This window comes from Bradyrhizobium sp. USDA 4538, assembly GCF_024171045.1.
GTDB lineage: Bacteria > Pseudomonadota > Alphaproteobacteria > Rhizobiales > Xanthobacteraceae > Bradyrhizobium > Bradyrhizobium australafricanum.
On record NZ_JALJZE010000001.1, the window covers coordinates 8040930 to 8067135 of the forward strand.

Consider the following 26206-nt stretch of genomic DNA (forward strand, 5'->3'; position numbering starts at 1 on the left):
CGAAATCGGTAGATCCGCCGGACCCTATCAAAGCATAGGGCGTTGCCCTTGGGCTAGGGGCGTACGGCAGGCCCGCCGGATTTCGCGGAGCCTGTCAACGGGCGCGCCTGTTGCGCGCCCGTTGGCTGCATTCGGGCTGGGGGTTCTCCGAAACGGCGGCGCTAGCCGCCGTTGCCGTTCTCGCCGTTTTCCTCTTCAGGGATGTGCTCGACCGAGACCACGTGCTCGTCCTCGGCGGTGTCGAACACGATCACGCCCTGGGTCGAGCGGCCGGCGACGCGGATATCGGCCACCGGGCAGCGGATCAGCTGACCCTTGTCGGTGACCAGCATGATCTGGTCGGCGTCCTCGACCGGGAACGACGCCACCAGGTTGCCGTTGCGGTTGTTGACGCTCATCGCGACGATGCCTTTGCCGCCGCGGCCGGTGGTGCGGTACTCGTAGGACGAGGTCCGCTTGCCATAGCCGTTGACGGAGACGGTCAGCACCACCTGCTCGGCCGCCGACAGTTCGGCATAGCGCTCCTGCGACAGCTGGATCGCATTCGCGGTCTCCTCGCCCTCGGCCTCGACCGGCTCCTCGGTCGTGGCCTCGCCGGCCACCGCGCGGCGCATCTTCAGATACGCCGAGCGCTCGTCCGAGGTGGTCTCGACATGGCGCAGGATCGCCAGCGAGATCAGCTTGTCGGCCTCGGGCAGCGCGATGCCGCGCACGCCCATCGAGGTGCGGCCGGTGAAGACGCGCACATCGGTGACCGGGAAACGGATGCACTGGCCGCCGGCGGCGGTCAGCAGCACGTCGTCATGCTCGGTGCAGATCTGGACGTCGACGATCGCCTCGCCTTCCCCGAGCTTCATGGCGATGATGCCGGAGCGGCGCACGTCGACGAAGTCGGACAGCTTGTTGCGGCGAACGGTGCCGCCGGTGGTCGCGAACATCACGTCGAGATTGGCCCAGGAGGATTCATCCTCCGGCAGCGGCATGATCGTCGTGATGCGTTCGCCCTGCTCCAGCGGCAGGATGTTGATCAGCGCCTTGCCGCGCGCGTTCGGCGCGGCCATCGGCAGCCGCCAGACCTTCTCCTTGTAGACCTGGCCGCGCGACGAGAAGAACAGCACCGGCGTGTGCGTGGACGCCACGAACAGGCGCGAGACGAAATCCTCGTCGCGGGTCTGCATCCCGGCGCGGCCCTTGCCGCCGCGGCGCTGCGCCCGATAGGTCGACAGCGGCACGCGCTTGACGTAACCCGCATGCGACACGGTGACGACCATGTCCTCGCGCTGGATCAGGTCCTCGTCCTCGACCTCGCCTTCCTGCTCGATGATCACGGTCTTGCGCGGGGTGGCGAACTGCTGCTTCACCTCGGCCAGTTCGGTCTTGACGATGCCCTGCACGCGGGCACGCGAACGCAGGATGTCGAGATAGTCGGCGATCTCGGCCGCGAGCTTGTCGAGCTCTTCGGAAATCTCGTCGCGCCCCAGCGCGGTCAAGCGCTGCAGGCGAAGGTCGAGGATGGCCCTGGCCTGCTCCATCGACAGCCGCAGCGTGCCGTCCTCGTTGATGCGATGCCGGGGATCGTCGATTAGCGTGATCATCGCCTCGACGTCGCGTGCCGGCCAGTCGCGTGACATCAGGGCCTCGCGCGCGGTGTTCGGATCGGGCGAGGTCCGGATGACGCGGATGATCTCATCGATGTTGGCGACCGCGATCGCAAGGCCGACCAGGATGTGGGCGCGGTCGCGCGCCTTGCCGAGCAGGAACTTGGTCCGCCGGGTCACCACCTGCTCGCGGAACGCGACGAAGATGGTGAGCAGGTCCTTCAGATTCATCGTCTGCGGACGGCCGGAATCCAGCGCCAGCATGTTGGCCGGGAAATTGGTCTGCAGCGGTGTGAATCGGTAGAGCTGGTTCAGCACCACGTCGGGCACCGCTTCGCGCTTCAGTTCGATGACGACGCGATAGCCGTCACGATCGGACTCGTCGCGCAGGTCCCCGATGCCCTCGATCTTCTTCTCTTTGACGAGATCGGCGATACGCTCGACCATCGTCGCCTTGTTCACCTGATAGGGAATCTCGGTGATGATGATCGCTTCACGGTCCTTGCGGATGGTGTCGATCGTCACCTTGCCGCGCATCACGATCGAGCCGCGGCCGAGATGGTAGGCGCTACGAATGCCCTGGCGGCCGAGGATGACGCCGCCGGTCGGGAAGTCCGGTCCGGGAATGATGTCGATCAGCTCGTCGATCGTGAGCGCCGGATTGTCGATCAGCGCCACGCAGGCGTCGACGACCTCGCCGAGATTGTGCGGCGGGATGTTGGTCGCCATGCCGACGGCGATGCCGCCGGCGCCATTGACCAGAAGGTTCGGGAACCGGGCCGGCAGAACCGACGGCTCTTTCTCGGAGTTGTCGTAGTTCGGCTGGAAATCGACCGTTTCCATGTCGATGTCAGCCAGCACGGCCAGCGCCGCCTTGGTCAGCCGCGCTTCGGTATATCGATAGGCCGCCGGTGGATCGCCGTCGACCGAACCGAAATTGCCCTGGCCGTCGATCAGCGGCACGCGCAGCGAGAAATCCTGCGCCATGCGGACCATCGCGTCGTAAATCGACTGGTCGCCATGCGGGTGATATTTACCGATCACGTCGCCGACGACGCGGGCGGATTTCACGTATTTCTTGTCCGGCGTGTGTCCCTGCTCATGCATCGAATAGAGGATGCGCCGGTGCACCGGCTTGAGCCCGTCGCGCGCATCGGGCAGCGCACGCGACACGATCACGCTCATCGCGTAATCGAGGTAGGACTTCTTCATCTCGTCGAGAATGGAAACGGGACGAATATCTGAGGGTCCCGGCGGCTCGCCGGGCTTGTGGTCGTCGTTATCGGACAAAGGGGAAATCCGGTCGGTTCTACTGGGGAATCATATAGCCCATCGGGGGCCTGATAACCACCCTTGCGCGGCTCCGGCAAGCCGTTTTTCCGTTCGTTTTTTCATGCACTTACGGGTGGAGCACCGAGGTTCCGGCTGCTTGCTTGGGAAGCGCGTAGCGAATGGCGAATAGCAATGGAAAAATCCCCTATTCGCCACCCGCCATTCGCGACTTGCCTCTCCCGTCAGTGGCCGAAGACCACCGCGTGCATGATCCGCCCGGGCATGAAGGTGAACAGCCCGGCAATGACTAGCGCGCCGAAGAAAATGCCGATCATCGTGAACCTGTGGCGGCGGACATCGTGGCTCCGCGCGGCCGTGACGCCGAGCGCCAGCATGGCGAGCGAGAAGATCGACAGCAGGTGGATCGGGCTCCAGGGACCGACCAGCTGGATCTGATGGATCCAGAACGAGCTTCCGGCGACCACCAGCATCAGGATCACCCAGATCCAGCCCAGGGTCCGGTGCGGCAGCGTGCCTTTGGGGGCGGCGAGCTGGATGGAGCCCAGCACGAAGGCGGCCATCGCGGCAAAGGCATGGAGCGGGATCGCAGGCACAGCGTCGAGCAATGGCACGAGGCTCATGGTGGCGGCCCTCGAGTGAAGCTCGCGGCCAGGCATCAAATGCCGCAGGCCAATGTAAATATCATTCACATCGAGCTGTGTCAAAGCCCCGCGGAACCGCAAAGGTTCCCTGTCAATGCTCAAATGAGATCAGCCGAGTGCAAGGTTATCCTCATAATCCACACGAAGACATCCCTCCCCGCAATCAGGACGCCGATCCGGAGAACGATCTTCACGGAACGGCGCCTGACGGAATCGATGGAAGCGCGACCACTCCTCAGAACGGGATGTCGTCGTCCATGTCGCTGTTGCGGCTGCTGCCACCACCCGCGGCGACGGCGCGGCGCGGCGCTGAGCTGACCGGTCCGGCCGAGCCGAAATCGCTGCCGCCATCATCGGAGAAGCTGCTGCCCCCACCGCCACGCCCGTCGAGCATGGTGAGGTTGGAGTTGAAGCCCTGCAGCACGACTTCGGTCGAGTACTTCTCGACGCCGCTCTGGTCGGTCCATTTGCGGGTCTGCAACTGACCCTCAATGTACACCTTGGCGCCCTTCTTCAGATACTGCTCGGCGACCTTGCAGAGGCCCTCGTTGAAGATCACGACGCGGTGCCACTCGGTCTTTTCCTTACGCTCGCCGGTGCCCTTGTCGCGCCACGTTTCCGAGGTGGCGATGGAAAGGTTTGCGATCGGACGGCCGTCCTGCGTCCGCCGGATTTCCGGATCCTTGCCGAGGTTTCCCACCAGGATCACCTTGTTCACGCTTCCTGCCATCGCATCATCTCCACTCAAAAACCGGGCGTCCGGACATTCGGCCGCCACTCTCAACCTTCGCCACTTACGTCGCAGGCGTCGTGGATGACCCTATACGCCGGTGCCGGCTCGTCGCCTTTGCCGTCGCGCGGTTATCCACGGATATCGGGATATAGCACCGGATCCGGCATCGTTCCAGTTTTGTTCGCCACAACCAGCCGTAGAAGCGGCCAGTGCCGTCAGAGCGGCAGTCGATCTCGGCGCAGGCCGACGCTCGGCAGCAAGATTTAGAAAAACAACAAACAAATCAGCAGCTTGCCTTATCGATACTTCTCCCGCGAGTGTTGCATTTGGGAGACTGCGTTTGCGGTTGAATCAGCGTATAGCTCCAACCATGGCGCGGGCGCTCGCGTCTGGGATCGTGCTTCGGGACCGTTTGGAAGCCGATCGGGGTGCTGGGGGATTGATAATGAAGAAGTTTTTGCTCGGTACGGTTGCTCTGATTGCGTTTGCTGCGCCTGCCGCGGCTGCCGATCTCGCTGCGCGCCCCTACACCAAGGCGCCGCCGCCAGTGGTTGCCCCGATCTATGACTGGACCGGCTTCTACATCGGCGCCAACGGCGGCTGGGGCTCGAGCCACAATTGCTGGGACCAGCTCCCGGCCGGCATCTTCCTCGCATCAGATGGTTGCCATGATGCAACCGGCGGCGTCGCCGGTGGCCAGATCGGCTATCGCTGGCAGGCCGGCACCTGGGTGTTCGGCCTTGAAGCGCAGGGCGACTGGGCTGACCTGAAGGGCAGCAACAACAGCGCGATCTTCCCGGGCCTGTTCACCAACCAGTCCAAGATCGACGCGTTCGGCCTGTTCACCGGCCAGATCGGCTACGCCGTCAACAACGTGCTGCTCTACGCCAAGGGCGGCGCGGCACTGACCGACAACCGCTTCAACACCTACTTCACGCCGACCGGTGTGCTCGTCGGCAGCGCCAGCGACACCCGCTGGGGCGGTACCGTCGGCGCCGGCATCGAAGTCGGCTTCGCGCCGAACTGGACCGCAGGCATCGAATACGACCACCTGTTCATGCAGGACAAGACCTACAACCTGATCGCTCCCAACGGCACGCTGAACAGCACCATCCGCGATCGCCAGGACGTCGACCTCGTCACCGTCCGCGTGAACTACAAGTGGGGTGGCCCGGTCGTCGCGCGCTACTGATCGCGCCAGGCCGATTGATCCAGACGAAAGGCCGGCCTCGCGCCGGCCTTTTTGTTTGCGCCTGTTTGTGCGCCGGCTTTTTCGTTGCGTGTGCACGCGCACCTCACCGGGGCCGTTTTCGGTGCGTTGTGGTTTCGCGGATACACACGTTCCGGCATTTCTCTGTAGAAGCACCAGCACGTCACGCGACACTGCTGTGACGCTCTCTTCAAGATCTCTGAAGGGACAACAAGAAAATGGGACTGGGACTTTGAAAATGAGGATTGTTTTGCTGGCCTCGGCCGGCATGTTTGCACTGAGCGCTTTTGCACCGGCAATGGCCGCCGACATGGCGGCACGCGCGCCTTACGTGAAGGCTCCGGCGCCGGCCGCGATCTACAACTGGACCGGCTTCTACGTCGGCGGCTTCGGCGGCTACGCCAGCGAGAACTCCGGCACCCCGAGCATGGAAGGCGGCTTCGGCGGCGGCACCATCGGCTACAACTGGCAGGCCGGCAACATCGTGTACGGCCTCGAGGTCGACGCTGCAGGCGCTGACATCGACGCATCGGTCTCGACGCTCGGCGTCACCGCCCGCAGCAAAATCGACTCGCTCGGCACCGTGCGCGGCCGCCTCGGCTTCGCCGTCGACAAGGTGCTGTTCTACGGCACCGGCGGCTACGCCTGGGCCAACAACGAGGTCAGCGTCACCGCGCTCGGCGTGACCGCCTCGCAGAGCAACTTCCACTCCGGCTGGACCGTCGGCGCCGGCGTCGAAGCCTTCATCGCCCCGCAGTGGTCGATCAAGGGCGAATACCTGTATCGCAGCCTCGACAGCGAGAACTATTTCGGCGTGCCCTCCGGTACGCTCGAGCTGCACAGCGCCCAGTTCGGCGTGAACTATCACTTCGGCGGCCCGATCGTCGCCAAGTACTAAGATTGATCTGCGATCAGAACGCACCGAAAGGCCGGCCTCGCGCCGGCCTTTTTGCGTAAGAGCGTTTTCGAGCGAAGCGGATTCCGGCTCGCGGAAAGAAAACGGGTCAAAGCAGGAATCTGGAGCCCCTGTTCCGATTCCATCGGAACGGGGGAAAGGCTTTAGCGGAACCGGCCCTGCTGACGGCTGCTGCCATCAGGCAAACTATCCGTTGATGGACGCGACTCAGCACTGGAAATTGTCGGCCGTTCTTCCTACGTTCCAGCCTTCACACCCCATCGGCGCAAGGTCCCGGCATCACCGGCGATGCGCGCCCAAAAGGCGCCCAAGCATGCGCCCGGAACCGTCGCTATGGATGAAGTGCTCAAGGCGAAGCGCCAACAGAACGCCGGCTCCTCATCGCGCGCCATCACGATCCGTGGCGCGCGCGAACACAATCTGAAGAACATCGACGTCGAGATTCCCCGCGACAAGCTCGTGGTGTTCACCGGCCTGTCCGGTTCCGGCAAATCGTCGCTCGCGTTCGACACCATCTATGCCGAGGGCCAGCGCCGCTACGTCGAGTCGCTGTCGGCTTATGCGCGCCAATTCCTCGAGATGATGCAGAAGCCGGATGTCGACCAGATCGACGGCCTGTCGCCGGCGATCTCGATCGAGCAGAAGACCACGTCGAAGAATCCGCGCTCCACCGTCGGCACCGTCACCGAGATCTACGACTACATGCGCCTGCTCTGGGCGCGCGTCGGCGTGCCCTATTCGCCGGCCACCGGCCTGCCGATCGAGAGCCAGATCGTCTCGCAGATGGTCGATCGCGTGCTGGCGCTGCCGGAAGGCACCCGTCTATATCTGCTGGCGCCGGTCGTGCGCGGCCGCAAGGGCGAGTACAAGAAGGAGCTCGCCGAGTATCTCAAGAAGGGCTTTCAGCGCGTCAAGATCGACGGCACCTTCTACGAACTGTCCGAAGCGCCCGCGCTCGACAAGAAATTCCCGCACGACATCGACGTCGTGGTCGACCGCATCGTGGTGCGTCCCGACCTCGCCCAGCGCCTTGCGGAAAGCTTTGAGACCGCGCTGAAGCTCGCCGAGGGCCTCGCCGTGATCGAATACGCCGATGCGCCGGCGGCGGCAGCGCAGGACGACAAGAAAGAGGACAAGAAGAAGACCGCCAAGATCCACGACAAGAGCGGGCCCGAGCGTATCCTGTTCTCGGAGAAGTTCGCCTGTCCGGTCTCCGGCTTCACGATCCCCGAGATCGAGCCGCGCCTGTTCTCGTTCAACAACCCCTATGGCGCCTGCCCGGCCTGCGGCGGCCTCGGCGTCGAGCAGCATATCGACGAGGACCTGGTCATCCCCGACAAGGAGCTGACCTTGCGCAAGGGCGCGATCGCGCCCTGGGCGAAATCGTCCTCGCCCTACTACATCCAGACCCTGACCGCGCTCGGCAAGCACTACAAGTTCACGCTCGACACCAAGTGGAAGGACCTCACCAAGAAGGTCCAGAACGCGCTGCTGCACGGCTCCGGCGACGACGAGATCAAGTTCTCCTATGAGGACGGCGTCCGCTCCTACGACACCAAGAAGCCGTTCGAGGGCGTCATCACCAACATCAACCGCCGCTACCGCGAAACCGAGAGCGAGTGGGCGCGCGAGGAGCTCGGCAAGTATTTCTCCGACGTGCCCTGCGAAGGCTGCAACGGCCATCGGCTGAAGCCCGAGGCGCTGTGCGTTAAGATCGGCGGCAAGCATATCGGCGAGATCTCCGAGCTCTCGGTCAAGCGCGCCGGCGAATGGTTCGAGACGGTGCCGGAGGCGCTGAACGCGCAGCAGAACGAGATCGCGACGCGCATCCTGAAAGAGATCCGCGAGCGCCTGACCTTCCTGCTCGATGTCGGCCTGAACTACCTGACGCTGTCGCGCTCCTCCGGCACGCTGTCGGGCGGCGAGAGCCAGCGCATCCGCCTCGCCTCGCAGATCGGCTCGGGCCTCACCGGCGTGCTCTACGTGCTGGACGAGCCGTCGATCGGCCTGCACCAGCGCGACAATGCCCGCCTGCTCGACACGCTGAAGCGGCTGCGCGACCTCGGCAACACCGTGGTCGTGGTCGAGCATGACGAGGATGCCATCCGCCTCGCCGATTACGTGCTCGACATCGGGCCCGGCGCCGGCATGCATGGCGGCCACATCGTCGCCGAAGGCACGCCCGACCAGATCATGCGCAACCCGAAATCGCTGACCGGCAAGTATCTCACCGGCGAGCTGTCGGTGCCTGTGCCCGACCGGCGGCCGCCGAACCACCGGCGCACCATCAAGGTCGTCAACGCGCGCGGCAACAACCTCAAGAACGTCTCGGCCGAAATCCCGCTCGGCCTGTTCACCTGCGTGACCGGCGTCTCCGGCGGCGGCAAGTCGACGCTGCTGATCGACACGCTGTACCGCGCCATCGCCCGCAAGCTGAACAACGCCAGCGAAGGCGCCGCGCCGCACGACCGCATCGAGGGCCTCGAGCACATCGACAAGATCATCGACATCGACCAGTCGCCGATCGGCCGCACGCCGCGCTCCAACCCCGCGACCTATACCGGCGCCTTCACGCCGATCCGCGAATGGTTCGCCGGCCTGCCGGAGGCGAAGGCGCGCGGCTACGAGCCCGGGCGCTTCTCCTTCAACGTCAAGGGCGGCCGCTGCGAGGCCTGCCAGGGCGACGGCGTCATCAAGATCGAGATGCACTTCCTGCCGGACGTCTACGTCACCTGCGACACCTGCAAGGGCAAGCGCTACAACCGCGAGACGCTGGAGGTCCTGTTCAAGGGCAAGAGCATCGCCGACGTGCTCGACATGACGGTCGAGGAAGCCGCCGAGTTCTTCAAGGCGGTGCCGCGCGTGCGCGAGACCTTCCAGACCCTGCACCGCGTCGGCCTCGACTACATCCATGTCGGCCAGCAGGCGACGACGCTGTCGGGCGGCGAAGCCCAGCGCGTCAAGCTGGCCAAGGAATTGTCAAAGCGCGCCACCGGCCGCACGCTCTACATCCTGGACGAGCCGACCACCGGCCTTCACTTCCACGACGTGGCCAAGCTGCTCGAGGTGCTGCACGAGCTGGTCGCCCAGGGCAACACGGTGGTGGTGATCGAGCACAATCTCGAGGTCATCAAGACCGCCGACTGGGTCATCGACCTCGGCCCCGAAGGCGGCGACGGCGGCGGCGAGATCGTCGCCTGGGGCCCGCCCGAGGACATCGTCAAGGCCCCGCGCAGCTACACCGGCAAGTTCCTGGCTCCGGTGCTGAAGAAGGCGAACAGCAAGCCGAGGAAGAGCTCAGCGAGCGAGGCGGCGGAGTAAAAAGGACCTGTACGTGGACACGCGCGATCCAAAAGAGAAGGGTCTCGATGATCGGCTGAATGCGCTAACGGCGGTTCGTCCTGACTGTCTCTATTTCGCGATTACGCTGACGGCAGACGACGATGGCAAGGTTATTTTTGGAACGCAGACTGAGTGGGTGGGCTGGTCAGACGAAGACCGACGCGAAGAGCTCCGAACTGCGCGTCTCGTTTACCCACAGTTCGTGGAGCTTTGGAGGCATGCACATCAGCCCTATGCTGTTGTTCATACACCCGACGAGTTGTGTCTCTTCCTGATTGGTGGCCGGAAACGCTCTACTGGAAGAATCTCTGGGACGGTCCATTTTTCTTCGTCTCTTGGGAAGGGCCGGACGTTCGATCCATGACGGCGCGACCGGATTCATTTCGCCGGGTCTACTGCCCGAAACTGCTTTTCGGCGAGCGCCGACGCCAAAAGTAAGAATGCAGGTTTTAACGCGTGACAGGCGACGTTGCCGCATTTGCGGGCGACGTCCTGACGATTGCGAGGACGTTGTGCTTCATGTGCATCATATCCGACCATGGGAAAAGGGCGGCGTCACTGATCTGAGAAATTTGATTACTCTTTGTCACACGTGTCACGGCGGTCTAGAACCTCACCATGATCCCAGTCTTTTTCAATATTTGACGCCTGACGACCCGGTTGCTGCTCAGCTAGCTAGCTTCCGAAAGGGAGTTGCAAACTACCGCCGTGTCGGCTTTCTCTCTGGAATACAAACCAGCACTGATCGACGGATGGCATCAGCACGACGTCGCCGCAATCAACCGAGTGCGCAACAAGCGTAGTGCTGTTGGCCCAATAGTGGTGGCTTGCCCCTACGGTCCTCACTTCCCGCGATAGGTGGCGACCTGCCAGACGTTTGCCCAGGCATCCCGGACCGTCGCGCGTCGGTCGCCATACGGCATATCCGCGGGTATCTCGATGGATTCACCGCCTGCCGCGATCGCCCGCCGATAGGTCTCGTCTACGTTCGGAACATAGACGTAGAGAAAGGCCGGCATCGCCTCGCGCACGCCTCCGCCGTCGCTGATCAGGATGATCGAGTCTCCGATCCGGATTTCCGTTGGCGCGCCGGAGCGGACTTCGCCCTGCGCATCGAAAACGTCTCGAAGAAATCTGGCCAAGCCGGTGAGGTCGCGGGTGACAATTCGCGGTATGACGGAAGGCCAGCCTGCGGACTTGAATTGGGTCATGTGCCTGACTTAGTAGCCCGCATGAGCGGAGCGATATGCGGGGTCTATCAGCCGAACAAGTTGACCGCTCCCGCATGTCGCTTCGCTCATGCGGGCTACGGTCTCTCAACCGCTCTGCTACACCGCCCAATAATTCGGGTGCGTGTAGGATCGCGAGCGGTCGCCCCAGTCGAATTCGTCGCCGTCGAATTCGGAGGGTCCTGACCGCAGATCATCCAGCGTCACCTCGGCCTCGAAGGCCTGCCGCACAGGATCAAATCGCAGCGCGGTCCATCTGACGGGATAGTGGTGGTGGGTGCTCAGCACGCCGCCGGTCTTGATGATGGCGTAGGCCACCGTTCCGCTCACCTTGTCGAGCATCAGCCGCTCGATCGACCCAAGTTTCGTCCCGTCGCGCCCGAAGACGCAGACGTGCTCGACCCGGTCACTGGGCACCAAGGTATGATGCATGGCATCCTCCCTGTTTCCTGGCGTTTGTCTGATAATATAGGCCTGTCGCGCTGGTGAGCAATGGGTCGCAGCTCGGCGACACGTCGCAGGGCGCGGTTGGCTCTATCCTGCGGCGGCGGACGCTTGCACAATTTCGGAATAATAAAAACGTACCGCTGATTTGCCCGACGCGTCAAGTCGCTTTTCCGAGTCGCTTTTCCGAGTCTCGGCGGCAGCCTGCTCCTTTGCATGGGGTTGTTTTCGATATTTTGGGACACCCCACGCACCTTCCCCCTACTCCGTCCGTCTCAGGAATGCCCCGAACGCGCGCGGGCCGTCGCCGACCTTGACCTCGCCTATCACCTTCATCTCGGCGGCGTCGATCACGCTCAGCGTGTTGCTTTCCCAGTTCGCGACCAGGATGCGCTTGCCGTCGGCGGTCGCCTCGATGCCTTCGGGGTAATCGCCGACCGTAATCCGCTTCACGGGCTGCAACGTCGCGAGGTCGAACACGCTGACCTTGCCGTCATACTGGTCGGTGACGAAGCCGCGGCCCTGCGCCAGCGCCACCGCGTAGGGGCGCAGGCCGACATGCACGCGGCCGATCTCGCGCGCGGTTGCGACGTCGATCACCGAGACGTCGTTGGTGCCGACATTGGCGGTGTAGGCACGCTTGCCATCGGCATCGATGGTGACACCGAACGGCCGACTCCCGACCTTCACGATCCCCCTCCGCTCGCGCGAGGCGGTGTCGATGATGGAGACGCTGTCATCGTCGCGATCCGCCGACAGCAGCAGCAGCCCATCCGGCGTCACCGCCAGCCCGGACGGGGATGCACCGACCGCGATACTTGCGACGACACGCCGCTCTCTGGCATCGATCACCCGCACCGCGGCGGCGTACCAGTCGGCGACATAGACCGTCGCGCCGTCGGGCGCGACCGCGATGCCGAGCGGCCCGCCGCCGACATCGACCCGGCCTACCACCTTTCGCGCCGGCGCGTCGACTACCGTGACCGCCTTGGCATCCGGGCTGGTCACATAGGCGAAGCGGCCGTCATTGCTGACGGCAACGCCGGCGGGCTTGCCGCCGATCGCGATGGTCGCAACCGGCTTCGAGGTCGCGAGATCGACCACCGTGAGGTCGTCGCTGAGCTGGTTGGTGACGAACGCCTCCTCGGCATGCGCGGCGCCGAGGCTGGCAAGCAGCGCGACGAGCGCAATCGCGCGCACGGCTAAAGCCCGATGAGATTGGGACAAACCATCATCGCGCTTTAGCCCCTCGTTTTGAGCATGATCTTGTCGGAAACCGCTTCGCACTTTTCCGGATCATGCTCAGGTCCCGCTCTCGATCTTCTTCTTCAGCGCTTCGAGCCCGGCCTTGTAGAGCCCGCTCACCGCCTTCACCGCGGCCTCGTCGCTCAGTTCCGGCGGCGGATCATTGTTCGGAAAACCGCGGTAGAACGCGCCGGCCCATTCCAGCTTCGACTTGCCGTCCGGCGCCGGCGACACCGTCAGCGTCGAGGAATAATTGGTGACCGGCAGCACCTTCACGTCGACCGCCGTGATCCGGTACGAATAGCTCATCATCTCTGGTTCGTATTTGTAGAGCTCCTCGTCGATGGTAATGCCGGGCGCCAGTGTCAGCCGCCGTGTGGCGCCGATCTCGTTGCCCTTCTCGCCCTCGGTCTTGGCGACACCGGCAAGCCAGCTCATGTCCTGGAAATTGCCGATCACCGCCCACACCTTGGCCTGCGGCGCATCGATCTCGATGGATTCCCGCACCTTCTGGCGGGTCGGCCCATGGGCCCAGGCGGCCCCCAACACGGCCAATGCCGCCACCACCACGAAAGTCCGTGCGATCGTCCGCCTCATCCTTGGTCCTCTCCCGATGTCTGTCGGCCCTGCGCCGCCTGGCGCATGCCGCAGTTTATGATTGGAGGTTCTAGACTAGACCGGCAACCTGCTTCTTGCACCAGAGCGAAGTCGCGGCCGGCGGCTTCCCCGGGAGGCAAGCCTGCCGGGCAGCGGTTTCACTCCTCGATCGCCGCCTCGACGAACCCTTTCGGATCGTCGCAGAACTCGCGCATCAGCCGGTAGTGATCGGTGTCCTTCAGGCCCACCGGCTCCAGCCCACATTTGGTAACCCGCAACAGCGTCGCGTTCGGATACGCCATCAGCATCGGCGAATGCGTCGCCATGATCACCTGGCAGTGGCCGGTGCCGTTCATCCGGTGCAACAATTTGAGGAATTCGATCTGCCGCGACGGCGACAGCGCGGATTCCGGCTCGTCGAAGATGAAGATGCCCTGCCGCTGGCAACGCTCGTTGAAGAAGCGCAGGAAGCCCTCGCCGTGGGAATAGGACAGGAAGTTCGGCGGCACGTCTCCGACATCCAGCGCGGCCTCGTCGACGTAGCGCGCCACCGAGAAAAAGCTCTCGGCGCGGAAGAACCAGCCATTCGTGATCTTAGGTAGCCAGCTGGCACGCAGCGCCGACGCAAGCGAGCCGCCCATCTTCTCAACGGCATTGCCGTGGTCGACCGCGCGATAGCCCTTGCCGCCGCCGGCGTCATCATAGCCGGCCATCACGGCGATCCCCTCGAGCAGTGTCGACTTGCCGGTGCCGTTCTCGCCGACGATGATGGTGATCGCCATGTCGAAGCTGAGCTCGAATTCGTCGCGCAGCAGCGGCAGCGCGAACGGATATGCGTTGCGATTGGGAATGCGCTCGGGATCGAGCCAGACGCGCCTCAGATATGGCGCGGGCATGTTGATCGGGCGGTGTCGTCCTCTGGCCATCGGCGCGGATCCGGGGAAACAACGGCGGGTGGCCCAGTTTATATGATAGGAGCCCGCAGCAATCCTAGATGGCCGGATGTCCCATGGCTAGCAAAGCTTACGCCCTCTTCCGCAAGGCGATCCTCAACGAACAGCAAGCGGTCTGCATCTATGACGGCCGGCCGCGCGAACTCTGCCCGCACATCATCGGCCACAACAAGAGCGGTGAGGAGGTCGTGCTGGCCTGGCAGTTCGGCGGCTCGAGCTCGGGCCAACTGCCGCAATGGCGCTGCCTGCGGCTCGCTCACGTCACCGACATCAGCCTGCGCAACGGTCCTTGGCACGAGGGCGGATCGCACCGCACCGAGCAGACCTGCGTCAGCGCCATCGACCTCGACATCAACATCGATGTCCGCAAGCGGCGGTGAGTGGCCCCTGCGCCCTCTGGTCAAGAGAAGGCGGCAAAGGCGGCAAACCTCGGACAATTCATGTCGCGAGAATGCGGATGTGTGACTCGCAGATCGCGCAACAGATTAGGCGTCGTCCCGGGCAAGCGAAGCGCGACCCGGGACCTATAACCACCGAAGGTCAATAGTGCACGACGCTGGAGCCACAGCTCGCTTCGACAACGAACGTCTGTGGTTATGGGTCCCTGCTCTCGCAGGGACGACAGCGGAGGCCGCGGCGCGATATCGGCTCCGGCGAACGCCAGGACGACCGCCGGGAGAACGCGCCCGCCCCTACGGCTGCTCCGCCTCCTCCAACACCTCCAGCGCCAGCTCCATCGTCATCAGCACCGGATTGTCGCCGCGCACCAGGCGTCCCTCGGCGATGCCGCCGAGATAGTCGACCAGTGCGATGTCGAGCTCTGCATGCAGCCGGCCATCCGCGTCCGGTGCGATCTCGCCCGCGGTCACCGCGAGCTCGGTCGCGAACGGCACCACGCTGTGGCCGTCAGTGAAGACGGCGCCGATGGTCGAGCCGACGCCGCCATGCAGCCGCGCGCGCAGGATGCCGTGCTGGCGGCAGAAGCCTTCCAGCGCGCAGGCAAAATCCTGGTTCGGCCGCAGCCGCAGCGCGAAGGCATGGCTCGTGGTCCTGGCCCCACGCGGCGCGCTGGCGACGGGACCGAACAGCTTGAAATTGGTCTCACTGTCCGCTTCGGCCAGGAACGTCGCGCCGTCGATCCCGAACGCGCTCACCTCGAACGGCTCGGCGACAATGGTTTCGTCCGGCAGCATGTGGCCGCCGTTGAAACGGCCGTCGGCTTCGGTCCACAGGCCGTGGCAATGAAAGAACGGCGCGCCGTCGCGTTCGCCGAAGGTCAGCGCCGCGAGCTTGAGCCGCGTCACGCCGTCGAGACGGAACGTGTCGCTGTAGAACGCAGCGTTGACGCCATCCTTCGACAGCGCCGGCATCACATAGGCGAACGGCCCGAGCGCGCCGCTTTTCGCGCTGAGGACGCCGCTGCAAAAGCCCTCCGCCGCAAAGCCGCGGCGCACGGCTTCGAGCAGGGGAATGCCGGCCTCGAGCACGAATGAAAAGGCGCGGCCGCGCGCGCTGACCCATTGGATGCGCTCTGGATGCGGAGCGCCAGGCTGGGCGATGCTGCGCATCGCCTCACGCTCCCGTCGATTTGGCGATCACCTCGAGCAATCCGCGCGCCTCGAGTTCGTCGCGGATCAGCCGCTTCGGCACCTTGCCGTAGCCGGACTTCGGCAGCGCCTCCCAGAAGAAGAAGCGTTTCGGCATCTTGTAGCGCGGCACTTTTGGCGCGAGATAGGCGGCAAGCTCCGCCTCCGCGACCGCCTCGGCGCCCTCGCGCGCGACGCAGACGGCGACGCCGACCTCGCCCCAGAAGGGATCGGGTACGCCGAGCACCGCGACCTCGCCGACCGCGGGATGGGTCAAGAGCTTCTCCTCGATCTCGCGCGGATAGATGTTGGAGCCGCCCGAGATGTACATGTCGGAGGCACGGCCGGTGATGTAGACGAAGCCCTCCTCGTCCATGTGGCCGAGGTCGCCGGTGCGGAACCAGCCGTCGCGAAACGCCTTCGCATTGGCCTCGGGGTTGTCGTAGTAGCCCGCGAACACGCCGGGACCGATCACGCAGATCTCGCCGGTCTCGTGCGCTTTCAGCTCGCTTCCATCGTCGCCCTGGATCGAGACCTGCATCCCGGTGCGCTCGAAGCCGCAGGTGCCGATCCGCGCATGCGGCCCGTCCTCGGGATCGTGCAGGCCGGGCGGCAGCACGGTGATGTTGCCGGTGACCTCACCGAGACCGAAATACTGCACCAGCACGCCACCGAGCTTGTTCAGCGCCGCCTTCTGGTCCTCGCGATACATCGGCGCGCCGGCGTAGATGATGTAGCGCAGCGAGGAATGGTCGTGCTGGTCGGCGGCGGGATGCTCGACCATCATCTTCAGGATGGTCGGCACCGTGAACATGTTGCTGACGCGATGCTTGGCGATCAGCCGGAAGGCTTCGGCGATGTCGAACTTCTCCGACGGCAGCAGGATGGTCGGCACGCCGCGCGCGGTCTGCACCAATTGATGCACGCCGGCGCCATGCGACAGCGGCGCCACCACCAGCGAGGCGTCCTCTTCCGTGGTGCCGGGCATCAAGTCGGCGAGATGGTTGGTGATGACGAAGGCCATCTGGCCATGGGTCAAGACCGCGGCTTTGGAGCGGCCGGTGGTGCCGGAGGTGAAGAAGAACCAGCAGGGATCGTCATAGTCGACGGCAACGTTCTCGACCACAGCGCCGGCGTGCTTGGCGATGACGTCGCCGAGCGTCGCCTCGCCGAACGTGCCCTCCTCCCCGATCTGCCAGACGAATTCGAGCGCGGGATTGGCGGCCGCCTTGGCATGTTCGGGGAAGTCGGCGTGGCACAGAAACGCCTTGGCGCCGGAGGCCGCCGCGAGATAGGCGACCTCGTCCGGCATCAGGCGGAAATTGGTCGGCACCCAGACCGCGCCGAGCCGGAAGGCCGCGAACATCGACCAGAACATCTCGTCGCAGTTCTTGGAATGCACCAGGATGCGGTCGCCCTTGACGATGCCGCGCGCCGCCAATGCCGCCGCCAGCGCCGAGACGTTCTGGTCGATGTGACGCCAGGACCAGGCCTTCTCGTTCCAGACGAAGCCGGGGCGATCGCCGTGGCGGCGGGCGTTCTGTGTCAGGATGTAGGCGAGGTTCATCACCCGGCGCGACACCCGCGCGATCCCGCCGCGCGGCGCGGCAGCAGCCGTCCCGCTCATTGCCGCCCCGCCGATACGCACAACAGACAGGGCAAGGTCAGGACGATCATCGGGTGTTTCCTCGGTCAGAACCGGGCGTCTTCAAGCGCCGCAAGGGATTGGTACCGCCCGGTTTATCGCCAAGCCGCCGCCTTCGGCAAGGCCCGCCGGGCGCGGCCCGATGATACCGCGCGCCGGCGGCGGTCAACCCGTTGTTTTCTGCCCAGCCCACTACTGCGGGTGCTTGGCAAGTTCCTGCTCGCTCAGGTTCCAGTCCTGCCACAGCTGCAACGCGCCTATAAAGGCGACCAGCGCGCCGAGCAGGATGTGCCAGAACTGCAGCGCGTGGTCCTCGGCGTAACCAAAGACCATGGGCGATGCCATCAGCCAGAGACCGAGCAGAATGCTGGCCACCTCCTCCCAGCGGTGCAGCGCGACATATTCGAGCTGGGCGATGCCGAGCACCAGCATGCCGACCATGAAGCTGTTGAGGACGAGGTGGCTGCGCTCGATATCGACGGCGCCGCTCACCTGCATCGGAAACCAGGGCGAGACCATGATCAGCACGCCGAGCAGCATGCCGAGCCAGTCCTCCCAGGGACGGTGTGTGTTGAAGAAACGATTGTCCGACATGACGAACCTCCTCCGACAAGAGGCATACGTCGGCGGCCGGCTCCGCCACTCCGTACCAGACGACCATCCAGCCGCATCAGGGGCGTATGTCTGTCATCAAACGTAATCGAACTGCATCCATCCGCAAGGCCTATCCCCCGTGCGTGAGACGCGACGGGAGCGATCGTTGCCGGCAAGATGTCACCGCGCCCCACCGAGCCGCGCCAGTGCCCCCTTGGCGCTCTGCAAATCGGGCTGCAGCTCGAGCGCCTTGCGGAAATCGGCCGCCGCGCCCTTCTTGTCGCCGAGCCGCAGCTTGGCCTGGCCGCGATTATTCCAGGAATAGACGTCGTTCGGATCGTATTGCAGCACCTTGTCGTAATCGGCGAGCCCGCCCTTGTTGTCACCCTGAAAGAGACGGATCATGCCGCGGTTGCGCCAGCCGCGCGCATCGGTCGGCGCGATCCTCGCAGCCTCGCCATAGTCAGCGGCGGCGCGATCGAGCTGCTCGGTATCGCGATAGACATTGCCGCGATTGATGTAGGCGAGCACGTTGGGCTCGAGCTTGATCTCGGTGGTGAAGTCGGCGATCGCATGCGCCGCGTCGCGCTTGCGGTAGTAGACGAAGCCACGATTGCCATAGGCGGTGGCGAGCTGCGGATTGTATTTGATGGCGAGGCTGAGATCGGCCAGCGCGCGGTCGAGATCGCCCTTATTGAGCCAGGCATCGCCGCGGTTGTTGTAGGCCAGCGCGAACGCCGGATCGATCCGGATCGCCTCGTCGTAGTCGGCAATCGCATGATCGAGATCGTGCTTGAAGGCGTAGACGCGGCCGCGATTGGTATAGGCGCAGGCATAGGCGGGATCGAGCTTGATGGCCTCGTTGAGGTCGGCGAGCGCTGCATCGAGCTCGCGCTTCTCGGTCAGCCCATGGCCGCGATTGCAATAGGCCCCGGCCAGCCGCTTGCCGGTCTCGGTCTTGCCGTCGATCACCGTGGTGCAGGCGGCCACGCGGTCGCCGGGCGCCGTCGTCAGGCCGACGCAGGTCTGCCAGCTCGGATCGTCGCCGGCGGCGGCTTGCGGCGGGTCTGGAAGCGTCAACGCGGCGCCGAGCAACACGGCGGTCAGGCAGGCCAAAATGCGCATATCGTCAATCCACAAATGCCAATTTGCGGGTTGGTCGCGGCTTTGCATCGGCGGGTTCACACGCTTACATCAGGGCCTGCGACTCAACCGGGATTTTGCGATGGCCGCCGTCCGCGACAACAGGGACCAAAACCGCTTCGAACTCGACACCGAGGGCGGTCTCGCTTTTGCGAACTACCGGCGGACGCCCGCGGCCGTCATCATCACCCATACCGAGACACCGCGCGCCCTGCGCGGCCGCGGCATCGCATCGGAGCTGGTCAAGGGTGCGCTGGAGCTGATCCGCGCCGACGGCCGCAAGGTGATCGCCGGCTGCGGCTTCGTGGTTGATTACCTCAACAAGCATCCGGAATACGCGGACCTTGCCGGCTAGTGTGCTGAATGCGAAGTTCGTGCGATTTCGCGGCAGCCACTTTCACGAACTTCGCATTCATAAAGCACACTAGAATTATAAGTTTGCTAGTGTCCTTATCGAATCCGAAGTTCGCTCCGAAGGTGCGGCAAATGATGCGAACTTCGGATTCGGGACACTAGAGCCCGTTCCGTTCCGATGGAGGCGGAACGGGGCTCTAGCTGCTCCTTATGACGCGTTTTCTTTACGCGAACCGGTATCCACTTCGCTCGAAAACGCTTTTGCGCCGCGTTCGTCAGACGATCTTGATCGACATGTCGGGCAGGCCCTCGAGCTTGCAGAGCAGCACGTCGCCCTTGACTACCGGGCCGACGTTCTCCGGCGTACCGGAATAGATGATGTCGCCGGCCTTCAGCTCGAATGCCTCGGACAGCTTTGCGATCTGCTCGGCGACGCTCCAGATCATGTTCTTCAGATCCGAGCTTTGTCGCACCGTGCCGTTGATCGCGAGCGAGATCGCCCCTTGCGTGAAATGGCCGGTCTTATCAGCCGGGTGGATTGGCCCGAGCACCGCGGCATGGTCAAAGCTCTTGCCGATCTCCCACGGCTTCTTCTCCGCGGCCATGCCGTTCTGCAGATCGCGCCGCGTCATGTCGAGGCCGAGCGCATAGCCATAGACGTGATCGAGCGCCTTGTCGGCCGGAATATTGGTGCCGCCGGATTTCAGCGCGGCGACCAGCTCGACCTCATGGTGATAATTCTTGGTCAGCGACGGATAGGGATGATCGGCGACGGTGCCGATCGCGACATTCTGGATCGCATCCGTCGGCTTCTGGAAGAAGAACGGCGGCTCGCGCGTCGGATCCGAACCGCGCTCGATGGCGTGCGCGGCGTAGTTGCGGCCGATGCAGTAGATGCGGCGAACCTGGAACACCTCGCTGGCGCCGACGATCGGGATCGTCACGGCCGCGACCGGAAACATCGCCTTAGGCGCGGCCTCGGCATGGGCAGGCGCGGATTGCGCGGCGGCGCCGGCCAGTGCGAGGGCGCCGGTCGCAAGCATCGTTCGGCGATCGAGATCAGTCATGGGCGTTCTCCTTGTTGTTGTTGGCCGATCTATAGATGTTCGCCGATCGATAAAAAAGGGCCCGCGTTGGTGCGGGCCCTTTCTATGCGCGGAAGGATGATCCCGTCAGTGCTTGATGTCGGGGGGCAGCTTGCCGCCATTGGCCGCGAGCTTGGTCATCACCTGCTTGTGCAGCCAGATGTTCATGCTGGCGGAATCGTTTGTGTCGCCACTGTAGCCGAGCTCCTTGGCGAGCTCCTTGCGGGCCGACAGGCTGGAGTCGATGTCGAGCGCCTTCATCAGGTCGACAATCGAGGTCCGCCACTCGAGCTTCTCGCCCTTGGCGGCAACCGCCTTGTCGAGGATCGGGGCGACGTCAACGGACTGCGCCGGCGCCGCGCCGGCGGGCACTGCGGCAGGAGACGACGATGCGCTGCCGGATCCACCGGCGGGAGCTGCGCTTGAGGCCGTTCCGCCGGCGGGCGCAGCGGTGGCGCTACTGCCGAAGATCGCGCCCATGATTTTTCCGAAAATGCTCATCGTTCGCTCCCAAGAGAGTTGAGATGTGAAGGCCAGACGGCCTTGGGCGCCTGACCGAGGTCGCAGTTCAAGTCTATCGCCCCCTCCATAGCTTGCCAATGCGACATTCACTTAAGCGTGAGTGCTTTTGGCACAGTTTGGGAGTACCCTCGTTTTACAGTTCGCGACACGGCCAGTTCCCTGCTCTGTCTTTCGCGTCTGGCTTGATCGTGATCGCTTCGAGAAGCGGCAGGTTTGTGCCCGCATGCCGGGCGCCAGATGCGACCGCCCAGAGGGAGACAACGACCATGGCCACGTCATACCAAGGCAATGTCAGTTCGATGACGCAGAGCGGACAAGGCGCCGCGTCTGCGCCGGTCATCCGCACCATCGGCTTGTCCGATTTGCATCATGCGCTGCGTCTCGGCTGGGAAGACTTCAAGGCGGTGCCAAGTCACGCCATCGTCCTCTGCCTGATCTATCCTGTGCTCGGCCTCGTGCTTGCGCGCACGGTGCACGGCTATTCCGTGCTGCCCCTGCTGTTTCCGCTGGCCGCGGGCTTTGCCCTGCTCGGCCCGTTTGCCGCCATCGGCCTCTACGAGATGAGCCGCCGCCGCGAGGACGGCGGGGAAGCATCTGCGTGGGATGCCATGGAGGTATTCCGCTCACCGTCATTCGGCGCGATGCTTGGGGTCGGAACGCTGCTGTTCGCGCTGTTCGTGACCTGGATCGCCACCGCCCAGGCGATCTACACGGCGGTGTTCGGCTATGAGACCGCGGCCAACATTCCCGATTTTGCCGCGCGCGTGCTGACCACCCAGCAAGGCTGGTGGCTTGTCGTGGTCGGCTGCGGCGTCGGCTTCCTGTTCGCGCTCGTCGCGCTTTGCATCAGCGTGATCGCCTTCCCCATGATGCTCGACCGCCAGGCGACCGCCGGCGAAGCCATGGTGACGTCGATGCGCGCCGTCGCACAGAACCCGGTGCCGATGGCGGCCTGGGGCCTGATCGTCGCGGTGCTGCTGGTGCTGGGCACGATCCCGTTCTTCCTCGGGCTTGCCGTGGTCATCCCGCTGCTCGGTCACGCCACCTGGCATCTCTATCGCGAGGTCATCGTCAAGGATCCGAATGCGCGGCCGGTGATCCCCGAACCGCGCGAGCGCAAGCCCGCCGCGGACTTCCCGGCCAATCTGTTTCCGTGGCGGCGCAGCGATCGCGGCTAAGCGCCGCTAACCCGGATTCGTAAACGTCAAAGCAACCGCCGGCCGATATGTTCGGCCGGCGGTTTGTCGTTCAGGATCGTCAAATGGGTGTGAAACTGGCGTGGCATTTGCAGCGCGGCCTGAGAAAAAGCGGCTCGGTCACGAGCCTTGTTTTGGCCGCTGTTGCCGCGAACATACCCGCCGCCTTGCGCGACCAATCGATGACATCGCAGACCCCGGAGTGAATCGCTTATGACCTCTCGCTCTTGCTTTCGCACGCTCGCCATCGGCGCGTGGCTCCTGACCTCGACGGCATCGGCGCTGGCCGCTCAATGCGGCACGGGCACGTTCGAATCCTGGCTCGACGATTTCAAGAAGGAAGCTGCGACGAAGGGCATTTCGCAGAACGCGATCCAGGCCGGGTTGACTGGCGTCACGCAGGACAAGGCGATCCTCGCCCGCGACCATTCGCAGCAGGTGTTCAGCCAGACCTTCGAGCAATTCTCGGGCCGCATGGTGCCGCCGCGGCTCAATCGCGGCTCCGACATGATGAAGCGCTACGGCTCGGTGCTGTCGCGAATCGAGGAGGCCTACGGCGTACCGGGCGAAATCCTGGTCGCGATCTGGGGACTGGAGACCGATTTCGGTGTCAACACCGGAAAGTTTCCGACCATACGTTCGCTGGCGACGCTCGCCTATGATTGCCGCCGCTCCGACATGTTCAAGGCCGAGTTGATGGATGCCTTGCGCATCGTCGAGCGCGGCGATCTGCCGCCGCAGGAGATGCGCGGCGCCTGGGCCGGCGAGATCGGCCAGACTCAATTCATGCCGTCGTCCTACATCAAGTTCGCGGTCGACTTTGACGGCAACGGCAAGCGCGACCTCCTGCACAACGTGCCCGACGTGCTGGCGTCGACGGCGAACTACCTGAAGAGCTATGGCTGGAAGAAGGGCAAGGGCTGGGAGCCCGGCAGCGAGAATTTTGCGGTGATCCAGCAGTGGAACAAGAGCGAAGTGTACGCCAAGACAATCGGCTACTTCGCCACCCAGCTCGCCAAGGCTCCGTAGCGCTTTCACACCAGCGTGCGTGGCGCAGCGAGCCAAGGATGAGGCCAACCTTCTGCTCTGACTCGATCAAAGCTGGTCCAGCTGCGGATGAATCAAAAAGGGCCGACTGCCCCAGGCAATCGGCCCCTATCGCTATGACCAAAACCTACTTCGCCATGCTGGCTTCGGCAGCCTTGCTGAGATGCGCGCCGCAAGCGCCCCACTTGTTGTTCAGCATCGCGTCCTGAGCGAGCGAGACTTCCTTCTCCGCCGCGAATTTGACCTCATTGTCAGCCATAGCTTCGACTGCAGCTTCGGTCTTGCCGAGATTGGCACCGCTGCAGCCGAGGCCCGCGTGATGACGATGCGCGGCCTGAGCGGGAGCGACAGCGTAGGCAACGGCAGCCACGGTGGCTGCTGCGATCAATGTCTTAATCATGGGATGATCCATCTGTTGTTCTTGGACAGATCCCAGCGTGATTGCGGAATCTGCGGAACGATTATTCGCTGTCCCCGGCACCGTTCAGAATGAACTTCGCGCGATACAAACGTGATGAGCGCTGCGCGCGCATCGCGCATGCGTTGCATAGTGTTTTGATTACATGTCGGTAAGGAAGCGGCGCCGCAATAGCTTTGCTCGATGCGTTCACTTCAATCGAGCTGCACTTCCGATAATCAGCAGCGCGTTCGCGCGGCAGGCGAAAATCTGAACGGGCAGGAAGACCGAATTACCTCCGAGGTCAATGCGACTGATTGACGCTGCGTCCGCCTAGGTGCCGCCCCATCATGCTATGAATATCAAATCATTCATACAGCAATATTCCGCATGCGAATCGCGCATGGAACACGCCGCCGTGATCTGGCGTCAGACGCGCGTCATCCCTTGACCGAACGGTCCGTAATTACCATATGAACGGCGTAGTTCAAGCCACCACCATTCTTCTAACTCACTGATCTCAAGAAGATTTTTTCGCCGTCGCCGAGCTATGCGGAACTTTGGTCCACCGGACCTGGCTCGATGCGCCAAACGGTTAACCGGAACTTACCATCGCTATGCGTTTTGAGCTTAGCTGCATCGCAACATCGGAACTACCGCACTGCACTATATCATCTATATTCACTTCAACGATGAGGCTTTGGAAAAGCTGAATCTGAATTACTAGGAGACTACCATGTTGCTCTCGCTCATCCGCATGATCCAGGCTTTCCGGGATTATCAGCGCAATGTCAGCGAACTGTCCCAGCTCAGCGATCGCGAACTCGCCGATATCGGCCTCGACCGCTCGGACATTCCGCGCGTTGCCGCCGGCACCTACAACGGCTAATCGGCCGCAAGCCATCTGCTAAACGGATAACGCCCGCTTCCACAGCGGGCGTTGTCGTTTGTGGTGCGGTTTCAGATGCATATGAGATCAAAACGCGCTAACGCTGCGCGATGACACCGCATCAATCCTCTTCCCAACCCGTGCACATCGTGGGCGCGGGGCTCGCCGGCTCGGAAGCCGCCTGGCAGGTCGCCAATGCCGGCGTACGCGCCGTGCTGCACGAAATGCGCCCGCACCGCATGACCGAGGCGCATCGGACCGAAGGCTGCGCCGAACTGGTCTGCTCGAACTCCTTCCGCTCCGACGATGCCGCCAACAACGCGGTCGGGCTGCTGCACGCCGAGATGCGGCGGCTGGGCTCCCTGATCATGCGCTCGGCCGACGCCAACCAGGTGCCCGCCGGCGGCGCGCTGGCGGTCGACCGCGACGGCTTTTCGACCGCCGTCACCAAGGCGCTCAACGAACATCCGCTGATCGAGATCAGCCGAGAGGAAGTCGCAGGGCTGCCGCCGACCGACTGGAGCAACGTCATCGTCGCGACCGGCCCCCTCACCTCGGCACCGCTTGCCGACGCCATCAGGCAGCTCACAGACGAGAGCGCGCTGGCATTCTTCGACGCGATCGCGCCGATCGTGCACAAGGATTCCATCGACATGTCGGTGGCCTGGTTTCAGTCGCGCTACGACAAGGTCGGCCCCGGCGGCACCGGCGCCGACTACATCAACTGCCCGATGACGAAGGAGCAATATGACGCCTTCGTCGCGGCGCTGCTCGACGGCGAGAAGGTCGACTTCAAGGACTGGGAGACCAACACGCCCTATTTCGACGGCTGCCTGCCGGTCGAGGTGATGGCCGAGCGCGGTCACGAGACGCTGCGCCACGGGCCGATGAAGCCGGTGGGATTGACTAATCCGTACAACCCGACGGTCAAGCCGTATGCGATCGTCCAGCTGCGGCAGGACAACAAGCTCGGCACGCTCTACAACATCGTTGGCTTCCAGACCAAGCTGAAGCACGGCGCGCAGCAGCGCGTGTTCCGCACCATCCCCGGCCTCGAGAACGCGGAGTTCGCGCGCCTCGGCGGCCTGCATCGCAACACCTTCCTGAATTCGCCGAAGCTGCTCGACGGTCAGCTGCGTCTGCGCGCGCAGCCGCGGCTGCGCTTCGCCGGGCAGATGACAGGCTGCGAGGGTTACGTCGAGTCGGCCAGCGTCGGCCTGATCGCCGGCCTTTGCGCTGCCGCCGACATGCGCGGTGCCGCGCTGACGCCGCCGCCGGCGACGACCGCGCTCGGCGCGCTGCTCGGCCACATCACCGGTGGTCACATCGAAGCGATCGAGGGCGGTTCGCGCTCGTTCCAGCCGATGAACATCAATTTCGGTCTGTTCCCGCCGCTGGCCAGTGCGCCGACCAAGAAGCCGGACGGCTCGCGGCTGCGCGGCAACGAGAAGACCGTCGCCAAAAAGCAGGCGATCAGCGCGCGCGCGCTCGCCGATCTCGACCACTGGATCGCAGAGCATCTGCGCGTTGCGGCAGCGGCCTGACAG

At 63.9% G+C, this 26206-nt stretch carries 27 protein-coding genes; 12 read left to right on the top strand and 15 right to left on the bottom strand.

Features of this window, described 5'->3' with window-relative positions:
• Positions 1–161 precede the first annotated feature (161 nt).
• The 3 genes from gyrA to J2R78_RS37055 form a co-directional block, all read right to left on the bottom strand.
• Positions 162–2888, bottom strand: coding sequence for a DNA gyrase subunit A (gyrA, locus tag J2R78_RS37045; protein WP_253608681.1), 2727 nt, complete (start codon positions 2886–2888; stop codon positions 162–164).
• 224 nt (positions 2889–3112) lie between these two features.
• Positions 3113–3511, bottom strand: coding sequence for a DUF2306 domain-containing protein (locus tag J2R78_RS37050; RefSeq protein WP_253608682.1), 399 nt, complete (start codon positions 3509–3511; stop codon positions 3113–3115).
• Between the two features lie 256 nt (positions 3512–3767).
• Positions 3768–4262, bottom strand: coding sequence for a single-stranded DNA-binding protein (locus tag J2R78_RS37055; protein WP_057018508.1), 495 nt, complete (start codon positions 4260–4262; stop codon positions 3768–3770).
• A 448-nt stretch (positions 4263–4710) separates the two neighbouring features.
• On the opposite strand from J2R78_RS37055, the gene J2R78_RS37060 reads away from it, so the two are divergent.
• The 5 genes from J2R78_RS37060 (at position 4711) to J2R78_RS45465 (ending at position 10536) form a co-directional block, all read left to right on the top strand.
• Complete coding sequence (locus J2R78_RS37060; protein ID WP_137480818.1) at positions 4711–5457, top strand: outer membrane protein; 747 nt, start codon at positions 4711–4713, stop codon at positions 5455–5457.
• A gap of 256 nt (positions 5458–5713) precedes the next feature.
• Complete coding sequence (locus J2R78_RS37065) at positions 5714–6373, top strand: outer membrane protein (RefSeq protein WP_253608683.1); 660 nt, start codon at positions 5714–5716, stop codon at positions 6371–6373.
• Between the two features lie 351 nt (positions 6374–6724).
• On the top strand, positions 6725–9712 hold the full coding sequence (uvrA, locus tag J2R78_RS37070) for an excinuclease ABC subunit UvrA (RefSeq protein WP_057018510.1): 2988 nt from the start codon (positions 6725–6727) through the stop codon (positions 9710–9712).
• Positions 9713–9725: 13 nt separating this feature from the next.
• Positions 9726–10097, top strand: a complete 372-nt coding sequence (locus tag J2R78_RS37075; RefSeq protein WP_253608684.1) for a hypothetical protein — start codon at positions 9726–9728, stop codon at positions 10095–10097.
• 76 nt (positions 10098–10173) lie between these two features.
• Positions 10174–10536, top strand: a complete 363-nt coding sequence (locus tag J2R78_RS45465) for an HNH endonuclease (RefSeq protein WP_375167086.1) — start codon at positions 10174–10176, stop codon at positions 10534–10536.
• Between the two features lie 39 nt (positions 10537–10575).
• Here the strand turns inward: J2R78_RS45465 and J2R78_RS37080 are convergent, their stop codons facing one another.
• From J2R78_RS37080 to J2R78_RS37100, 5 genes are all read right to left on the bottom strand, one after another.
• Positions 10576–10944: a glyoxalase/bleomycin resistance/extradiol dioxygenase family protein gene (locus tag J2R78_RS37080; RefSeq protein ID WP_253608685.1), complete on the bottom strand. Its 369-nt coding sequence runs from the start codon at positions 10942–10944 to the stop codon at positions 10576–10578.
• 117 nt (positions 10945–11061) lie between these two features.
• Positions 11062–11394, bottom strand: a complete 333-nt coding sequence (locus J2R78_RS37085; RefSeq protein ID WP_229158910.1) for a PRC-barrel domain-containing protein — start codon at positions 11392–11394, stop codon at positions 11062–11064.
• A 273-nt stretch (positions 11395–11667) separates the two neighbouring features.
• Positions 11668–12606, bottom strand: a complete 939-nt coding sequence (locus J2R78_RS37090) for a cytochrome D1 domain-containing protein (RefSeq protein WP_253608686.1) — start codon at positions 12604–12606, stop codon at positions 11668–11670.
• A 102-nt stretch (positions 12607–12708) separates the two neighbouring features.
• Entirely contained in the window at positions 12709–13248 is a 540-nt protein-coding gene (locus J2R78_RS37095; protein WP_057018515.1) for an SRPBCC family protein, read from the bottom strand.
• A gap of 158 nt (positions 13249–13406) precedes the next feature.
• Positions 13407–14174 carry an AAA family ATPase gene (locus J2R78_RS37100; protein WP_253608687.1) on the bottom strand — a complete coding sequence of 256 codons (768 nt, stop codon included), beginning with the start codon at positions 14172–14174 and terminating at the stop codon, positions 13407–13409.
• 83 nt (positions 14175–14257) lie between these two features.
• Between J2R78_RS37100 and J2R78_RS37105 the strand changes: the two genes are divergently transcribed.
• Complete coding sequence (locus tag J2R78_RS37105) at positions 14258–14581, top strand: hypothetical protein (protein ID WP_253608688.1); 324 nt, start codon at positions 14258–14260, stop codon at positions 14579–14581.
• A 312-nt stretch (positions 14582–14893) separates the two neighbouring features.
• Here the strand turns inward: J2R78_RS37105 and J2R78_RS37110 are convergent, their stop codons facing one another.
• From J2R78_RS37110 to J2R78_RS37125, 4 genes are all read right to left on the bottom strand, one after another.
• On the bottom strand, positions 14894–15769 hold the full coding sequence (locus J2R78_RS37110) for a PCC domain-containing protein (protein ID WP_253608689.1): 876 nt from the start codon (positions 15767–15769) through the stop codon (positions 14894–14896).
• Positions 15770–15773: 4 nt separating this feature from the next.
• On the bottom strand, positions 15774–17414 hold the full coding sequence (locus J2R78_RS37115; RefSeq protein WP_076828728.1) for an acyl-CoA synthetase: 1641 nt from the start codon (positions 17412–17414) through the stop codon (positions 15774–15776).
• A gap of 210 nt (positions 17415–17624) precedes the next feature.
• Complete coding sequence (locus tag J2R78_RS37120; RefSeq protein WP_253608690.1) at positions 17625–18026, bottom strand: SPW repeat protein; 402 nt, start codon at positions 18024–18026, stop codon at positions 17625–17627.
• Positions 18027–18206: 180 nt separating this feature from the next.
• Positions 18207–19151, bottom strand: a complete 945-nt coding sequence (locus tag J2R78_RS37125; RefSeq protein WP_253608691.1) for a tetratricopeptide repeat protein — start codon at positions 19149–19151, stop codon at positions 18207–18209.
• A gap of 100 nt (positions 19152–19251) precedes the next feature.
• Here J2R78_RS37125 and J2R78_RS37130 point away from each other — a divergent pair, with 100 nt between their 5' ends.
• Complete coding sequence (locus tag J2R78_RS37130) at positions 19252–19524, top strand: GNAT family N-acetyltransferase (protein ID WP_050424520.1); 273 nt, start codon at positions 19252–19254, stop codon at positions 19522–19524.
• 274 nt (positions 19525–19798) lie between these two features.
• Here J2R78_RS37130 and J2R78_RS37135 read toward each other — a convergent pair whose 3' ends face one another.
• Together J2R78_RS37135 and J2R78_RS37140 are read right to left on the bottom strand one after the other, a co-directional pair.
• Positions 19799–20590 carry a fumarylacetoacetate hydrolase family protein gene (locus J2R78_RS37135; RefSeq protein WP_069278405.1) on the bottom strand — a complete coding sequence of 264 codons (792 nt, stop codon included), beginning with the start codon at positions 20588–20590 and terminating at the stop codon, positions 19799–19801.
• A 105-nt stretch (positions 20591–20695) separates the two neighbouring features.
• The gene (locus J2R78_RS37140; protein ID WP_253608692.1) at positions 20696–21109 is read right to left on the bottom strand and encodes a DUF3597 domain-containing protein; all 414 of its coding nucleotides are present in this window, start codon (positions 21107–21109) and stop codon (positions 20696–20698) included.
• Positions 21110–21396: 287 nt separating this feature from the next.
• Between J2R78_RS37140 and J2R78_RS37145 the strand changes: the two genes are divergently transcribed.
• From J2R78_RS37145 to J2R78_RS37155, 3 genes are all read left to right on the top strand, one after another.
• Complete coding sequence (locus J2R78_RS37145) at positions 21397–22308, top strand: DUF2189 domain-containing protein (protein WP_057018609.1); 912 nt, start codon at positions 21397–21399, stop codon at positions 22306–22308.
• Between the two features lie 83 nt (positions 22309–22391).
• A complete protein-coding gene (locus tag J2R78_RS37150; RefSeq protein WP_156436338.1) occupies positions 22392–22532 on the top strand; it encodes a hypothetical protein in 141 nt (46 codons plus the stop codon).
• Positions 22533–22539: 7 nt separating this feature from the next.
• A complete protein-coding gene (locus J2R78_RS37155) occupies positions 22540–23355 on the top strand; it encodes a lytic transglycosylase domain-containing protein (RefSeq protein ID WP_253608693.1) in 816 nt (271 codons plus the stop codon).
• A gap of 145 nt (positions 23356–23500) precedes the next feature.
• Here J2R78_RS37155 and J2R78_RS37160 read toward each other — a convergent pair whose 3' ends face one another.
• Positions 23501–23785 carry a hypothetical protein gene (locus J2R78_RS37160; protein WP_028332121.1) on the bottom strand — a complete coding sequence of 95 codons (285 nt, stop codon included), beginning with the start codon at positions 23783–23785 and terminating at the stop codon, positions 23501–23503.
• Positions 23786–24506: 721 nt separating this feature from the next.
• Between J2R78_RS37160 and J2R78_RS37165 the strand changes: the two genes are divergently transcribed.
• On the top strand, positions 24507–24659 hold the full coding sequence (locus J2R78_RS37165; RefSeq protein ID WP_016846063.1) for a DUF1127 domain-containing protein: 153 nt from the start codon (positions 24507–24509) through the stop codon (positions 24657–24659).
• A gap of 110 nt (positions 24660–24769) precedes the next feature.
• Positions 24770–26203: a methylenetetrahydrofolate--tRNA-(uracil(54)-C(5))-methyltransferase (FADH(2)-oxidizing) TrmFO gene (gene trmFO, locus J2R78_RS37170; RefSeq protein ID WP_253608694.1), complete on the top strand. Its 1434-nt coding sequence runs from the start codon at positions 24770–24772 to the stop codon at positions 26201–26203.
• The last annotated feature ends 3 nt before the right edge of the window (positions 26204–26206 follow it).